The 14668-nt window shown below is 58.7% G+C and carries 14 protein-coding genes; 11 read left to right on the top strand and 3 right to left on the bottom strand.

Going from position 1 to position 14668, the window contains the following annotated elements; genetic code table 11:
- A partial coding sequence (locus ACJ8MK_RS15740) for a transketolase-like TK C-terminal-containing protein (protein WP_442517878.1) occupies nt 1-1056 on the top strand: 1056 nt, incomplete at its 5' end.
- Between the two features lie 50 nt (nt 1057-1106).
- On the opposite strand, the gene nudK is transcribed toward ACJ8MK_RS15740, so the two are convergent.
- Nucleotides 1107-1682, bottom strand: coding sequence for a GDP-mannose pyrophosphatase NudK (nudK, locus tag ACJ8MK_RS15735; protein ID WP_033635486.1), 576 nt, complete (start codon nt 1680-1682; stop codon nt 1107-1109).
- Between the two features lie 234 nt (nt 1683-1916).
- Here nudK and ACJ8MK_RS15730 point away from each other — a divergent pair, with 234 nt between their 5' ends.
- From ACJ8MK_RS15730 to ACJ8MK_RS15720, 3 genes are all read left to right on the top strand, one after another.
- Entirely contained in the window at nt 1917-3563 is a 1647-nt protein-coding gene (locus tag ACJ8MK_RS15730) for a M60 family metallopeptidase (protein WP_125460803.1), read from the top strand.
- 260 nt (nt 3564-3823) lie between these two features.
- Complete coding sequence (gene narQ / locus ACJ8MK_RS15725; RefSeq protein ID WP_442517877.1) at nt 3824-5500, top strand: nitrate/nitrite two-component system sensor histidine kinase NarQ; 1677 nt, start codon at nt 3824-3826, stop codon at nt 5498-5500.
- Nucleotides 5501-5661: 161 nt separating this feature from the next.
- Nucleotides 5662-6294 (top strand): response regulator, encoded by a 633-nt coding sequence (locus ACJ8MK_RS15720; RefSeq protein WP_442517876.1) that lies wholly within the window; start codon nt 5662-5664, stop codon nt 6292-6294.
- 32 nt (nt 6295-6326) lie between these two features.
- Here the strand turns inward: ACJ8MK_RS15720 and ACJ8MK_RS15715 are convergent, their stop codons facing one another.
- Entirely contained in the window at nt 6327-6605 is a 279-nt protein-coding gene (locus ACJ8MK_RS15715) for a winged helix-turn-helix domain-containing protein (RefSeq protein WP_004941750.1), read from the bottom strand.
- 293 nt (nt 6606-6898) lie between these two features.
- Here ACJ8MK_RS15715 and acrD point away from each other — a divergent pair, with 293 nt between their 5' ends.
- Nucleotides 6899-10036, top strand: coding sequence for a multidrug efflux RND transporter permease AcrD (gene acrD / locus ACJ8MK_RS15710; RefSeq protein ID WP_033635489.1), 3138 nt, complete (start codon nt 6899-6901; stop codon nt 10034-10036).
- Nucleotides 10037-10162: 126 nt separating this feature from the next.
- Here acrD and ypfM read toward each other — a convergent pair whose 3' ends face one another.
- Nucleotides 10163-10222: a protein YpfM gene (gene ypfM / locus ACJ8MK_RS15705; protein ID WP_100396732.1), complete on the bottom strand. Its 60-nt coding sequence runs from the start codon at nt 10220-10222 to the stop codon at nt 10163-10165.
- 284 nt (nt 10223-10506) lie between these two features.
- Between ypfM and ACJ8MK_RS15700 the strand changes: the two genes are divergently transcribed.
- The 6 genes from ACJ8MK_RS15700 (at nt 10507) to ACJ8MK_RS15675 (ending at nt 14645) form a co-directional block, all read left to right on the top strand.
- A complete protein-coding gene (locus tag ACJ8MK_RS15700; protein WP_342133839.1) occupies nt 10507-10938 on the top strand; it encodes a GNAT family N-acetyltransferase in 432 nt (143 codons plus the stop codon).
- A 531-nt stretch (nt 10939-11469) separates the two neighbouring features.
- Nucleotides 11470-12021: a LuxR C-terminal-related transcriptional regulator gene (locus tag ACJ8MK_RS15695; protein WP_033648805.1), complete on the top strand. Its 552-nt coding sequence runs from the start codon at nt 11470-11472 to the stop codon at nt 12019-12021.
- 254 nt (nt 12022-12275) lie between these two features.
- Nucleotides 12276-12662, top strand: coding sequence for an ArsC family reductase (locus tag ACJ8MK_RS15690; protein ID WP_161727148.1), 387 nt, complete (start codon nt 12276-12278; stop codon nt 12660-12662).
- Nucleotides 12659-13786, top strand: a complete 1128-nt coding sequence (dapE, locus tag ACJ8MK_RS15685; RefSeq protein ID WP_033648807.1) for a succinyl-diaminopimelate desuccinylase — start codon at nt 12659-12661, stop codon at nt 13784-13786. Before ACJ8MK_RS15690 ends, dapE begins: the two co-directional genes overlap by 4 nt.
- Nucleotides 13783-14457, top strand: coding sequence for a M15 family metallopeptidase (locus ACJ8MK_RS15680; RefSeq protein WP_334282964.1), 675 nt, complete (start codon nt 13783-13785; stop codon nt 14455-14457). Before dapE ends, ACJ8MK_RS15680 begins: the two co-directional genes overlap by 4 nt.
- Before the next feature lie 2 nt (nt 14458-14459).
- Complete coding sequence (locus tag ACJ8MK_RS15675) at nt 14460-14645, top strand: YpfN family protein (RefSeq protein WP_004941720.1); 186 nt, start codon at nt 14460-14462, stop codon at nt 14643-14645.
- Nucleotides 14646-14668 lie beyond the last annotated feature (23 nt).

Here is a 14668-nt window from a genome sequence, read left to right as displayed (position 1 = left end):
TACGCCAGGGCCTTCCCGGAGCTGGCCGCCGAGTTCAAGCGCCGCATGAACGGCGAGCTGCCGGCCGACTGGAAAGCCGACGCCAAGGCGTTCGTGGAAAAACTGCAGGCCAACCCGGCTAACATCGCCAGCCGCAAGGCGTCGCAGAACGCGCTGGAAGCGTTCGGCAAGGTGCTGCCGGAGTTCCTGGGCGGCTCTGCCGACCTGGCGCCGAGCAACCTGACCATGTGGTCCGGCTCGAAAGCGCTGAACGTTGACCCGGCGGGCAACTACATTCATTACGGCGTGCGCGAGTTCGGCATGACCGCCATCACCAACGGCATCGCGCTGCACGGCGGCTTCCTGCCGTACTCGGCGACTTTCCTGATGTTCGTGGAATACGCCCGCAACGCGGTGCGCATGGCGGCGCTGATGAAGCTGCGCAACGTGTTCGTCTACACCCACGACTCCATCGGTCTGGGCGAAGACGGCCCGACCCACCAGCCGGTGGAGCAGCTGGCGAGCCTGCGCGTGACCCCGAACATGAGCACCTGGCGCCCGTGCGACCAGGTGGAATCGGCAGTGGCGTGGCAGTACGGCATCGAGCGCAACGACGGCCCGACCACCCTGGTGTTCTCGCGTCAGAACCTGACCCAGCAGCCGCGCACCGCAGAGCAGCTGGCGAACGTGTACCGCGGCGGCTACGTGCTGAAAGACTGCGCGGGCACGCCGGACGTCATCCTGATTGCCACCGGCTCCGAAGTGGGCATCACGGTGGAAGCGGCGGACAAGCTGACCGCGGCGGGCCGCAAGGTGCGCGTGGTGTCGATGCCGTCGACCGACGCGTTCGACAAGCAGGATGCGGCGTACCGCGAGTCTGTGCTGCCGGCGGCGGTGACGGCGCGCGTGGCGGTGGAAGCGGGTATCGCGGACTACTGGTACAAGTACGTGGGGCTGAACGGCGCTATCGTGGGCATGACCACCTTCGGTGAGTCGGCACCGGCGGAGCAGCTGTTCGCCGAGTTCGGCTTCACCGTGGACAACGTGGTGGCCAAGGCGCAGGCGCTGCTGAAGTAAGCGGCCTGGCGCCAGCCAATAAGAAAGCCGGTCATCGAGACCGGCTTTTTTTATGCCATCACCCGATGAATCTGCAAATACTGCAGCAGCATGATGGTCTTGCCGTCTTTAATGCGGCCGTCGGCGATCATCGCCACCGCTTCGCTGAACGGCAGTTCGATCACTTCAATATCTTCATCTTCAATGCCGCCGCCAGCCGCGCGCCGCTCATCGTCATGGTATTCGGCGATAAAGAAGTGCACGATCTCGGTCACGCCGCCCGGCGACATGTAGGCTTCGAAGATTTTCTTGACCTCGCCCACCTGAAAACCGGTCTCTTCCACCGCTTCGCGGCGCGCGCACTGCTCCGGAGAATCGGCGTCCAGCAGGCCGGCGCAGGCCTCAAGCAGCATGCCGCTCTCGTTGCCGTTGACATAGGTCGGCATGCGGAACTGGTTGGTCAGCACCACCGTGCCCTTGGCGCGGTTGTACAGCAAAATGGTGGCGCCGTTGCCGCGATCGTAGACCTCGCGCATCTGTTGCACCGAACCGCCGTTTTTGCGTTTCAGATCGAACGTGTACTTATGCAGCACATACCAGTTGTCCGACAACAGCTCTTTCTTCACATTCTCAATTTTCGACGACATGACCCTTTTCCCTTGAGTTACAACCTGAAGATCATACCGCGATTACGCCGCGCCGCGGCAGACGATTTGCAACAAAACATCATCGGCCCCGGCGGCGGCCCGACCTGAAATCATCTTAAAGTAAGCACATCTAAGTAGCGGAAACCCTGAAAAAAAACCATAAGGGATAGCGCCACTTCATCCTAATAACACGCGCCTCTTTTACTTTTCAACGCCTCTTTAGGGAAAACCAACGTGAAACTGACTCATCGCTGCTTGTTACCATTAAGCCTTTTATTGATGGCCAGCGCCGGCGCTCAGGCGGCGGACTGCGCCAACGTGCCGGAATGGGCGGCTAAAACCTACGCCATCAAAGGCACGCAGGTCATAAAGGACAATACGCTGTTCGCCAATAAATGGTGGGCAGAAAAACACCATATCCCCGGCGTAGCCGGTTGGGTCGGCGAACCCTGGCAAAACCTCGGCCAGTGTGCCGCCCAGGAGACTCCCTGGTGGCAAGCCTATGCCGAGCAGGAGGGATTCAACGATGCGCTGCGTTACATCGGCACCAGCCTGGATGCGCTGAATCAGGACGCCGAACAGGCGCTGGCGGACTCGCAAGATGCCCGCACGCCGCTGTATTGGCTCAAACGCACCATGCAGATGTACCCGTCAGACACGCCAAATGTCTACCGGCTGCCGATCGTTCACGCCGCCAGTTGGTACAACTCCTTGTATGGCAGCATGGCGCGCGGAATTTTCTTCTACACCCGCACGCTGGGGAATCAGGGCGACAGCGTCACGATAAAGGCCGGAACTATTCCGGCAGGCAGCTCATGTTTTGCGGCGACCAGCGCCCGTTTCGATAACGTTGACAACATCTACTCGAACAAACGAAAGCTTGATGCCAACAAGGAGACCACTTATACCTTCGCGCAAACCGGCGTCCTGGCCTTAGGCTGCAGCCATCCGCAAAAACAGCAAAACGGCGAATTTGTCCGGTTAGAGGTGAGCGGCGGTGGCGACAGCAACCTGCACATTCTCGGTCAGAATACGCAAGGCGACTGGGAGCAACAGAAGGCCGGCGCCGGCATCCTGGGCGGCGCCGTGTTGTATGACGGTAAATCCAACCACTTCGTACCGAAGAAAATCACCGACAAAACGCAGGAGATCATCAATAAATCGCTGGGGGAAAGCCTCAGCATCGCCGCGCTGTATGAAGCGGTGAATGGCATGGACGGCACCCACGAGATGTTCACGGCATCACAGGGTTCCCTGTTCCTCAACTACAGCAAATGCTGCAGCGCCGAATACCGCGAGGGCGCGGTCAACGTCGGTTTCTTCGCCGACAAGACCACCCGCGCCAACGCCGCCCACTGGGGACTCTGGCACGAACTGGGGCATGAGAACGAACCGCAGTGGGAATACAACGTATTCCCCGAAGTGCAGGTCAACCGTTATTCGGTACTGGCTTGCCGCCTGTTGTCGGAACGCAACGATTTCGACTATGGCCCAACCTGCAAACTGGGCGCCGACAAGGAGTGGGATCGGGATGCGGTGCGTAAGTTCCTCGCATCAGAAGTGCGCTATGACGAATTCCCGAAGAAGCAGCATGATGTCGCGCTGGGTTTTTTTACCCATCTGTTGCACGCTTATGATGAATCCTTCTTCCCGCGGATTAATCAGGAACGGCTGAAGCAGACTTTCGCGGCGCCGGGTAACACCATGCAGGATAAGTATAAATACGTTTTCGGCACGCCGCAGAAGGTCATCGACTTCAGCGTGGTCGTCTACAGCCGGGAGGCGGGGCAGGATCTGCGCGAGTACTTCACCCGCTGGGGGCTGCGCTTCAGCGACCACGCAGCGAAGCAGGTGGCCGCGATGAATCTGCCGACGCCCTGAAGCGCGGCAATAAAGCGCCCCCAGAAACAGGGGGCCTTCTGCCTGATTTCATCCGCGCTAAAGGCAAATCTTCAGAGAAAACCGGCCCGCCGCTGAACATCGGCGGGCATTTCGCTATTCATTTGATTACACAACGACAATTGTTCCCGTTTTGTTGACAACTTGATACAAATCGCGGTGCAATTTAGTTGCAAAAGTTATAGTTTTGCTTTCGAATGAAACTGGCGAAGCGCCTCACCTGAGAGAAAAGGATTCCGTGATTGCTTGTTAAACGTTCCGTGACCGGCAGCCTGGCCAGAGCGCTGTTCGGCATCGTGATACTGTCGGTGCTCGCCACCGGGTTGGCGTTGACGACCGTCGCCGGCAGCCAGAGCGATGCCGAGGCGATCAACATTGCCGGTTCGCTGCGCATGCAAAGCTACCGCTTGGCCTTCGATCTCGAGCGGCAGAGCCCGGAGTTGGAGCTGCACCTGCAGCAGTATCGGCAATCTTTGCAGGCGCCCGCGTTGCAAAAGCTGACGCGCTTTTACGTCCCGGCCGAGGTGCGCAACCACTATCTGGCGCTGCAACGAACATGGCAAACGATGGAGCGGCAGATTCGCGACGGGCAGGCGGCCGCCTACCGGGCTGAGGTCGCCGGCTACGTCAACCGCGTCGATCATTTCGTTTCCGCTCTGCAGCGTTATTCCGAGTTGAAACTCACCCTGGTGGCCGCCGTCAGCGTACTGGGCTACGCCGCCATCATCGGTCTGGTGCTGTTCTGCATCCGCTTTATGCGCCGCCAGGTGGTCACGCCGCTGCAGCATCTGGTCGACGCCAGCCAGCGCGTGCAACAGCGCGACTTTCGCCATCCGCAGCTGGACGTGGCGCTGCCGAACGAGCTCGGCGTGCTGTCGCAAACCTTCAGCGCCATGTCTGACGAGCTGGCCCGCCTCTATCAGTCGCTGGAACTGAAAGTGCAGGAAAAGACCCAGCGCCTGCAGCAGGCCAACGACACGCTGGAGGTGCTCTATCGCTGCTCGCAGGCGCTGAGCGTGCGTCAGATCGATCAGCAGGCGTTCGAAAATGCGCTGCGCATCGTGCGCCAAAGCGAACGACTGCGCTGCATCCGGTTGAACGTGGCGGACGATCATGGCCAGTGGCAACTGAACGAAGGAGAGCCGGCGCCGGCGCAAACCTGGAGCACGCTGCCGATCACCCAAGGCGATAAACTGCTGGGCGAGTTGCGATGGCAGCCCGAAGCACAGCCGCCGCATCCTCACCTGATGCAGAGCCTGGCCAACATGCTGGGGCGCGGCGTCTACTTCAACCGGGCGCAAAAGCAGCACCAATATCTGCTGTTGATGGAAGAGCGTGGAACCATCGCACGCGAGCTGCACGATTCGCTGGCGCAGACGCTGTCGTTCCTGCGCATCCAGCTGACGCTGCTCCGGCGCGCCGCCGACGATCCGGCGGCGCAGGCGATTATCGACGATTTCGAGCGCACGCTGGCCGATGCCTATCGCCAGCTGAGAGAATTGCTGGCCACCTTCCGCCTCAACATTCAGGAGGCGGATCTGAATGCCGCGCTGGAGCAACTGTTGCAGCCATTAAAGGCGCTAGCCCCCGCGCGGATTCAGTTACACTGTCGGCTGCCCTCGCAGGCGCTCAACGCCCAGCAGCAGGTGCACGCGCTGCAGATCGTGCGCGAGGCGGTGCTCAATGCCGTCAAGCACGCCGGAGCGAACGAGATCGCGGTATGTTGCGAGGTCAACGCCGCAGGCGACAACGTATTCAGCATTACCGACGACGGTTGCGGCATCGCCAGTCTGGAAGAACCGGAAGGGCATTACGGCTTGACCATCATGAGCGAACGCGCGGCGCGACTGGGAGGAACGCTGCGCATCCGGCGCAGAAGCGGCGGCGGCACGGCGGTCTGCCTGACATTCTCGCCCTGACCTTGCGGCTGTTCACTCTGCGTTACGGTTGCCGCCGGCCTGAAGGCCGCCCGGAGAGGTTTGCGGTGCAGAATGCCGCTATTTTTGAAGAGACAGTCCCACTGTGAAGCACGCCTCCGGGCGCGTTTGAGTGGCTTTACTTGCTACAGGGAGCATATTTCATGGTGATGAAGCAATACCGAGTCATGATCGTTGACGATCATCCGTTGATGCGGCGCGGCATCAAACAACTGCTGGGACTGGATGCGCGATTTGGCGTGGTGGCAGAGGCCGGCAACGGCAGCGAGGCGGTTGCGCTGGCGCTGGCGCACGCTCCGGACGTGATCTTGTTGGATCTGAACATGAAGGGCATGTCGGGGCTGGATACGCTGCGGGCCCTGCGCGACGAAGGCGTGGACGCGCGCATCATCGTGCTGACGGTCTCCGACGCGCGCAGCGATCTGTATGCGCTGATCGACGCCGGCGCCGACGGCTATCTGCTGAAAGACAGCGAACCCGAACAACTGCTGGAGCACATCAGCGCCGCCGCCGAGGGCCAGAACGTGATCAGCGACGCGATGGCCGACTATTTGCTGGCGCGCAGCGAGCAGCGCGACCCCTTCGCCGCCTTGACCGAACGCGAACTGGACGTCCTGCAAGAGGTGGCGCGCGGCCTGTCCAACAAGCAGGTGGCGGCGCAGTTGCATATCTCTGAAGAAACCGTGAAGGTGCACATCCGCAACATACTGCGCAAGCTGGACGTGCGTTCTCGCGTGGCGGCGACGGTGATGTACCTGGAGTACAAAAGCCACTGATCGCCCCGCCCCGGCCGATCCGCCGGGGCCGCTTACTCGATGGCGCTGAGCAGCGCCTGATGATGCTGGTGTACCCAGCTCTTGTTGAACGGCCCCCAGCTTTCCAACTGATAGAAACCGTCGTTGTTGCGCACGCCCTGCTGCACGAACTGCAGCTCGACGCCCATGCCGGGCAGCGCCTTCAGCACATCCTGCAACGTACGGCGCGGCCAGCCGGTCAGCGCCATCAACCGCGGCACATTGGGCCGCTCACTGTGGCTGATCAGCCAGCATAAATAAAGCCGACGGGCAAATACCGGGTTAATTCCCATGCCAAGCTCCTGCTGTAAGGTGAGGCCAGTTTTTACTTTTCGATTCCCTGCGGCGAAAAAATGCGCAAGGCCTTTGATAGTAATAAAAATGTCTTAATAGCGTACAATTACCGACGCCGATACGCCCGCGCCGTTTTCCGCTACCGTTATTTACACTATCTCCTTTTTTTCTCCACGCTTTCCTCGGCTATCCCGAGTAAAGTGCAATAGCGCCGGAATCCTTCCCTGCCGCTGAAATGCATATTTCCGATGCGTTTTAAAGATAGAACAAGTCATAACGAGGTTCGCGCTGCATGGCCAATTTTTTTATTGATCGCCCGATTTTCGCCTGGGTGCTGGCAATTATTCTTTGCCTGACCGGGGCGTTGGCGATTTTTTCTTTACCGGTAGAACAATACCCGAATTTGGCGCCGCCGAACGTGCGCATCAGCGCAACTTACCCAGGTGCTTCGGCGCAAACGCTGGAAAACACCGTTACCCAAATCATTGAACAGAATATGACCGGCCTCGACAACATGATGTACATGTCGTCGCAGAGCACCAATACCGGCCAGGCGACCGTGACGTTGACGTTCGAAGCCGGTACCGATCCCAACGAGGCGATGCAGCAGGTGCAAAACCAGCTGCAGGCCGCGATCAAACGCCTGCCGCAGGCGGTGCAAAATCAGGGGGTGACGGTCTCGAAATCCGGCGACACCACGCTGATGATGGTGGCGTTCGTCTCCACCGATGGCAGCATGGACAGGCAGGACATCGCCGATTACATCGTCTCCAACCTGCAGGATCCGCTCAGCCGCATCAACGGGGTCGGCAGCATGGACGTGTACGGCTCGCAATACGCCATGCGCATCTGGCTCGATCCCAACAAGCTCAACAGCTATCAGTTGACCACCCAGGATGTGGTCAGCGCCATTCAGTCGCAGAACGCCCAGGTCGCGGTCGGCCAGTTGGGCGGCACGCCATCGGTCGATAAGCAGGCGCTGAACGCCACCATTAACGCCCAGTCGCAGCTCCAGACGCCGGAACAGTTCCGCCAAATCACCCTGCGGGTCAATCAGGACGGTTCGCTGGTGACGCTGGGCAACGTCGCCACCGTCGAACTGGGCGGCGAGAACTACAACTACCTCAGCCGCTACAACGGCATGCAGGCCGCGGGCATGAACATCAAGCTGGCCTCCGGCGCCAACGAACTGCAGACCGACCAGTTGGTGAAGGACAAGATCGCCGAGCTGTCGCAATACTTCCCGCACGGGCTGGAGGCCAAAGTGGCCTATGAAACCACCCCCTTCGTCAAAGCCTCGATCAAGGACGTGGTGAAAACGCTGCTGGAAGCCATCCTGCTGGTGTTCCTGGTGATGTATCTGTTCCTGCAGAACTTCCGCGCCACGCTGATCCCCACCATCGCCGTGCCGGTGGTGCTGCTGGGCACCTTCGCCATCCTTTCCGCCTGCGGCTTCAGCATCAATACCCTTACCATGTTCGCCATGGTGCTGGCGATCGGCCTGCTGGTGGACGACGCCATCGTGGTAGTGGAAAACGTCGAACGCGTGATGAGCGAAGAAGGCCTGCCGCCGCGTGAAGCCACGCGCAAATCCATGGGGCAAATTCAGAGCGCGCTGGTCGGCATCGCCCTGGTGCTGTCAGCGGTGTTCGTGCCGATGGCGTTCTTCGGCGGCACCACCGGCGCCATCTATCGCCAGTTCTCCATCACCATCGTTTCCGCCATGGTGTTGTCGGTGCTGGTGGCGATGATCCTGACCCCGGCCCTGTGCGCCACGCTGCTCAAACCGATCGCCAAGGGGCACCATCACGGCAAGCGCGGCTTCTTCGGCTGGTTCAACCGCATGTTCAACCGCAACGCCGAACGCTATGAGCGCGGCGTGGGGCGCATTCTGCACGCCAGCGGCCGCTACATGGTGATTTATCTGCTGTTGCTCGGCGGCATGGCGCTGCTGTTCATCAAGCTGCCGACCTCGTTCCTGCCGCAGGAAGACCGCGGCATCTTCACCGTACAGGTACAGCTGCCGGCGGGCTCGACCCTGCAACAAACCTCTAAAGTGGTGGAAAAGGTCGAGCAGTATTTCCTCACCGAAGAGAAACAGGACGTGTTGTCGGTGTTCGCCATCATCGGCTCCGGGCCGGGGGGCAACGGCCAAAACGTGGCGCGTCTGTTCGTTCGGCTGAAAGACTGGGATCTGCGCACCTCGGGCGCCAACAGCTCGTTCGACATCATCGATCGCGCCACGCTGGCATTCAACAAGATTAACGAAGCGCGGGTGATCGCCAGCAGCCCGCCGGCGATCACCGGCCTCGGCAACTCCTCCGGCTTCGACATGGAACTGGAAGATCACGCCGGGTTGGGGCACGCCAAACTGATGGCGGCTCGCGACCAACTGTTACAGCTGGCGGCGCAAAATCCGCTGCTGTCGCGCGTGCGCCACAACGGCCTGGACGACAGCCCGCAGCTGCAGATCGATATCGATCAACGCAAGGCGCAGGCACTGGGCGTATCTATCGATGACATCAACAATACCCTCTCTACCGCCTGGGGTTCGACCTACGTCAACGACTTTGTCGATCGCGGCCGGGTGAAGAGAGTTTACGTGCAGGCCGCCGCGCCGTTCCGCATGCTGCCGGAAGACATCAACAAATGGTATGTGCGCAACAGCGCGGGCGGCATGGTGCCGTTCTCGGCCTTCGCCAGTTCACACTGGGAATACGGCTCGCCGCGGCTGGAACGCTATAACGGCAACTCGGCGCTGGAAATCGTCGGCGAGGCGGCCAACGGCGTCAGCACCGGCACCGCCATGGCGGAAATGGAAAAACTGGTCAGCCAGTTACCGACCGGCTTCGGGCTGGAATGGACGGCGCTCTCCTACCAGGAACGCTTGTCCGGCTCGCAGGCGCCGGCGCTGTACGCCATCTCGCTGCTGGTGGTGTTCCTGTGCCTGGCGGCGCTGTATGAAAGCTGGTCGATACCGTTCTCGGTGATGCTGGTGGTGCCGCTGGGGGTGATCGGCGCGGTCGCCGCCACCTGGCTGCGCGGCCTGGAGAACGACGTTTATTTCCAGGTCGGCCTGTTGACCATCATTGGGCTGTCGGCGAAAAACGCCATTCTGATCGTCGAATTCGCCAACGAGCTGAACCACAAAGGGCAGGATCTGATGTCCGCGACGCTCGACGCATCACGCATGCGTCTGCGGCCGATCCTGATGACTTCGCTGGCGTTCATCTTCGGCGTGCTGCCGATGGCCACCAGCAGCGGCGCCGGTTCCGGCAGCCAGCATGCGGTCGGCACCGGGGTGATGGGCGGCATGATCTCCGCCACCCTGCTGGCGATTTTCTTCGTGCCGCTGTTCTTCGTGCTGGTGCGCCGCCGCTTCCCGGGCAAAGCGCATCCGGCAGGCAATACGACGGCCGCCGGGGAGTGATAGCCTGGGCATAAAAAAAGCAGCGTCGGGTTACCGATGCTGCTTTATTTCGAACGATAATCTCGTTCCCAAGGTGTTTCAGTGACTTTCCAATGACTCAACCTTGCCATCTGCTTCAACGCTGTGTCAGTTGCCCAACATCTCATCAATGAAGTCTTTCCAGTTTCCTAATTCACGATCAACCATAATACTTTACAACCTCAATTATTTGACGAAGCGGATTCTACGCCTGTTTTTTGACCATGTGAAGGGAAACGGGAACGATGCCAGGCCCGGAAACCGGGCTTAGCGCACATTTTCGTATTTATCTGATCAATACTCAGTGCTGCTATTCCCTTGTGATATCAATTTCTCCGCGGTAGCGTGTAAAAGGTATAAAAATACGACAATGGAGCGCCGACATCCGCGGGTATCAGCACGCCATTCGGCACTATGCCGCCGACCTCAGTCTTATTGGTTAGAGGAAAACGATGGAAATTATCACCGACCGGAACCGCCGCGCCATCGACTGGCAGCGGCTGTGCGAGTTGCTGGAGGCCGCCGGGCTGGGCAAGCGCGATCCGCACACCCTGCGGCGCGTTTACCAACACAGCCAGTTTTGCTATTGGGGGTTTATCGGCGACGAGCTGATCGCCACCGCGCACGCCATCAGCGACCTGACCTCGGTCGCCTACCTGGCCGACGTGGCGATCGATCCGCGCTTTCAGGGGCAAGGGCTGGGGCGCCGGTTGATGGATCGGGTGATGCAAGATTTGGCGCCGCTCGGCAAGATTTTCATCTATTCCGTGCCGGAAAAACTGGCCTTCTATAAAAAGTACGGCTTTCACGATTTGACCACCGGCATGGTGTATGCGGACGGCGCCTCACTGCAACGGTTGCAAAACGGCGGTTATATCCGCTGATCATCTTGATCAAAATACTTTTCTCAGCAGAATACAGCTGACGATATGCTTGAGACAGATAAAACGCTTAGCCAAAACGCCCCAGAAAAAACACACACTCTCTTTTAACTTTTTATTTTCACTATTATTCACCTCTGCAACCATGAATGAGAAAACGTTTGAACTTCCTGTCAGAGATATTTCTTAGTCATTAGACCTCTTACAAAGATATCACGAACCAAAAGATCGGTAAAAACGATCGAATATTAATTTACGATAGGAACAATCTATGATATTTCCTTTTAATTATCCTTGATTGATAGCTGGCATCTATTTAAAAAGCTCTACCCCTCTTGCGGCAGTTTTAACTTAAATTTTTTATTACTTAATTATCAATAAGTTATTAAACAATTCAACTAAACCAGCGGTATAGGTAAATGTTGAGATTCATCATTGGAAATAATTCAACATTTAATTATTTCGATTATTTCTATTTTTATACTTTAAGATAACCGTCGCCACCGGGAATAAAAAATAAAGGATTATAATAATATGAAGATCGATATTTTCAGCGAATGTACCTATACCATTATCGGTATCAGACAACTGATAAATCAAACATGGTCAGAAAAAAACACGCCAGCCGACTTTAACCGCAGAAGGGTCTGCTTTATCGATGTCACCCTCGCCAATTTTGAAGCGCGTTACCGCGATGAATATGCCAACCCCAAAACCTACAAAATAGTCATTATTACCGACTGCCCGCATGAGATGGTGATTGTCGACAATAAGACCATTATATTATCAAACCTTATATCTTTAAGCCGTTTCAGCCACCTGATCGGCGATTTATATACGCGCTACAGTCACTATACCGAGCCGCCGCAGCTCTCCCGGCGCGAGTCCCTTTTCCTGTCGGAGTGGTCGACGGGAAAATCGCTGACCGATATCAGCAACGCTATGAATATAAGAAACAAAACCGCCAATCATTACAAATCGAGAATCATGAAAAAGCTTGGCGCCAGCAGAATAAAACCGCTGTTGCATATTACCCGCGTACGGTGTTTAACCGATCGTTTAAATATAAAAATTAATAAAGAATAGTTCCTCTGAGCCCAGAGCCGCATTGGCGGCTGAACGCGTTCGCCGACGTCTTTTACAAGCACCGTCGGCGAAGTCTGCCGTTCAACCACATTGCCAACTTCTCTCCCTGGTGCTCAATCGCATCTCGCGCGCATCGTTGTCTGGATCTCGCCGCCGCTTTACTGGCATTATCTCTGCTATCGCCGGGCGGCGAGAAGGCCTAAGATCGCGCCCGCCGCCCAGTATCGACTCGACGAGACAGGTAGCTTTACGCCATGGCAAACAAACCGCAACAGACAACGCTGACGATGTACGGCATCAAAAACTGCGACACCATCAAGAAAGCCCGCCGCTGGCTGGAAGATCAGGGCGTGGCCTATCATTTTCACGACTACCGCGCCGACGGCCTGACCGAACAGCAGCTGCGCGGTTTCGTCGCGCAACTGGGTTGGGAGCCGCTGCTCAATACTCGCGGCACCACCTGGCGCAAGCTGGATGAAGCGCAGCGCAACGCCTGCAATAACGCCGACGCCGCCATCGCGCTGATGCTGGCGCAGCCGGCAATCATTAAACGCCCGCTGCTGGACGACGGCAACGGCCGCGCCCTGCTCGGTTTTAACGCCGACACTTACCAGCAATTTATCGCCGAGGTCGCCGTATGACTTGCCCGGTTATCGAACTGGCCCAACAGCTGATCAAGCGCCCTTCCCTCAGCCCGAATGACGAAGGCTGCCAGCAACTGATGATCGATCGTCTGCAGGCAATCGGCTTCACCGTCGAAGCGATGGACTTCGAAGACACCCAGAATTTCTGGGCCTGGCGCGGCGAAGGGCAAACCCTGGCGTTTGCCGGGCACACCGACGTGGTGCCGACCGGCGATGAAAAGCGTTGGGACAACCCGCCGTTTGAACCGGCGATCCGCGACGGCATGCTGTATGGCCGCGGCGCGGCGGACATGAAAGGTTCATTGGCCGCAATGGTGGTGGCCGCCGAGCGATTTGTCGCCGCCAACCCGGATCACCGGGGCCGCCTGGCATTTCTGATCACCTCGGATGAAGAGGCCAGCGCCACCCACGGCACGGTTAAGGTGGTCGAAGCGCTGATGGCGCGCAACGAGAGGCTGGATTACTGCCTGGTCGGCGAGCCGTCCAGCACCGAGCGCGTCGGCGACGTGGTGAAAAACGGTCGTCGCGGCTCCATCACCGCCAACCTGCATATCCACGGCGTACAGGGGCACGTCGCCTATCCGCACCTGGCGGACAACCCGGTGCACCGTGCCATGCCGGCGCTGAATGAACTGGTGGCGATCGAATGGGATCGCGGCAACGAGTTCTTCCCGCCGACCAGCATGCAGATCGCCAACGTGCAGGCCGGCACCGGCAGCAACAACGTGATCCCGGGCGATCTTTATGTCCAGTTCAACTTCCGTTTCAGCACCGAGCTGACCGACGCGATGATCAAGCAGCGCGTGGAAGAGCTGCTGGAACGCCACCAGCTGAACTACAGCATCGAGTGGCGGCTGTCCGGCCAACCGTTCCTCACCTCGCGCGGCGCGCTGGTGGATGCGGTGGTCAACGCCGTCGAGCACTATTCTGAACTGACGCCGCAGTTGCTGACCACCGGCGGCACCTCCGACGGCCGCTTTATCGCGCAGATGGGCGCGCAGGTGGTGGAGCTGGGGCCGGTCAACGCCACCATCCACAAGGTCAACGAATGCGTCAACGCCGCGGATCTGCAGCTGCTGAGCCGCATGTATCAACGCATCATGGAGCAATTGGTCGCATGATCAACGCAGAGATGCTCACCGGCCGCTCAACCGAACACCTGGCGCCGCTGAGCGGGAACCATCGGCTGCAGCCGCAGGCGGTCAACGCCTTCCTGGCGATGCAGCAAGCGGCGCATGAGGCGGGATTCGATCTCCAGCCCGCCAGCACCTTCCGCGATTTCGACCGGCAGTTGGCGATTTGGAATGGCAAATTCTGCGGCCAGCGGCCAGTATTAGATAAGGACAGCCGCCCGATCGACGTCGCGCCTCTGCCCGCCGCCGAGCGCTGTGAGGCAATCCTGCGCTGGTCGGCCCTGCCGGGCGCCAGCCGCCATCACTGGGGCAGCGATCTGGATGTGTACGATCCGTCGCTGCTGCCGGAAGGGAAAAAGCTGCAGCTGGAGCCGTGGGAATATGAAGAAGGCGGTTACTTTGCGCCGCTCAACCAGTGGCTGACGGCACATATGGCCGAGTTCGGTTTCTACCGCCCCTTTACCGAAGACAGCGGCGGCGTGGCGGTGGAGCCGTGGCATCTGAGCTACCGGCCGCTGGCGCAAGAGGCCGAACGCTTGCTGACCCCAGCGCTGTTGCTGGCGGCCTGGCAAGACAAGGAGGTCGCCGGTGCCGAATGGCTCGAACGCCATCTGCCCTCGATTTTTTCGCGTTTTATACGCAGTGAAGTAAAGGAGTAGCTATGCAATGGTTAGCTGATTACTGGTGGATTATCCTGCTGGTTCTGGTGGGAATGGTCGTCAGCGGCATCAAGGAACTGCGCCGCGTCGACGTGAAAAGCTATCTGGCCAACAAGCCGGAGATACCGCCGCACCGCGACAATAATGCCCAGTGGGATGACGAAGACGACTGGCCGAAAAAGAAATGACACCAGGGCGCTTATCGGCGCCC

The sequence above is a fragment of the Serratia sp. CY38905 genome (assembly GCF_052168875.1).
In the GTDB taxonomy this organism is placed as follows: Bacteria; Pseudomonadota; Gammaproteobacteria; order Enterobacterales; family Enterobacteriaceae; genus Serratia; species Serratia sarumanii.
The sequence above is the reverse complement of the archived record's forward strand: the minus strand, read 5'-3'. Positions and strand labels throughout refer to the sequence as shown.

Coding starts and splice junctions, on each gene's coding strand:
- nudK (WP_033635486.1), bottom strand. CDS start 1,682: ATGTCGTCGAAAATTGAGAATGTGAAGAAAGAGCTGTTGTCGGACAAC.
- ACJ8MK_RS15720 (WP_442517876.1), top strand. CDS start 5,662: ATGGTGATGAAGCAATACCGAGTCATGATCGTTGACGATCATCCGTTG.
- ACJ8MK_RS15715 (WP_004941750.1), bottom strand. CDS start 6,605: ATGGGAATTAACCCGGTATTTGCCCGTCGGCTTTATTTATGCTGGCTG.
- acrD (WP_033635489.1), top strand. CDS start 6,899: ATGGCCAATTTTTTTATTGATCGCCCGATTTTCGCCTGGGTGCTGGCA.
- ACJ8MK_RS15700 (WP_342133839.1), top strand. CDS start 10,507: ATGGAAATTATCACCGACCGGAACCGCCGCGCCATCGACTGGCAGCGG.
- ACJ8MK_RS15695 (WP_033648805.1), top strand. CDS start 11,470: ATGAAGATCGATATTTTCAGCGAATGTACCTATACCATTATCGGTATC.
- ACJ8MK_RS15690 (WP_161727148.1), top strand. CDS start 12,276: ATGGCAAACAAACCGCAACAGACAACGCTGACGATGTACGGCATCAAA.
- dapE (WP_033648807.1), top strand. CDS start 12,659: ATGACTTGCCCGGTTATCGAACTGGCCCAACAGCTGATCAAGCGCCCT.
- ACJ8MK_RS15680 (WP_334282964.1), top strand. CDS start 13,783: ATGATCAACGCAGAGATGCTCACCGGCCGCTCAACCGAACACCTGGCG.
- ACJ8MK_RS15675 (WP_004941720.1), top strand. CDS start 14,460: ATGCAATGGTTAGCTGATTACTGGTGGATTATCCTGCTGGTTCTGGTG.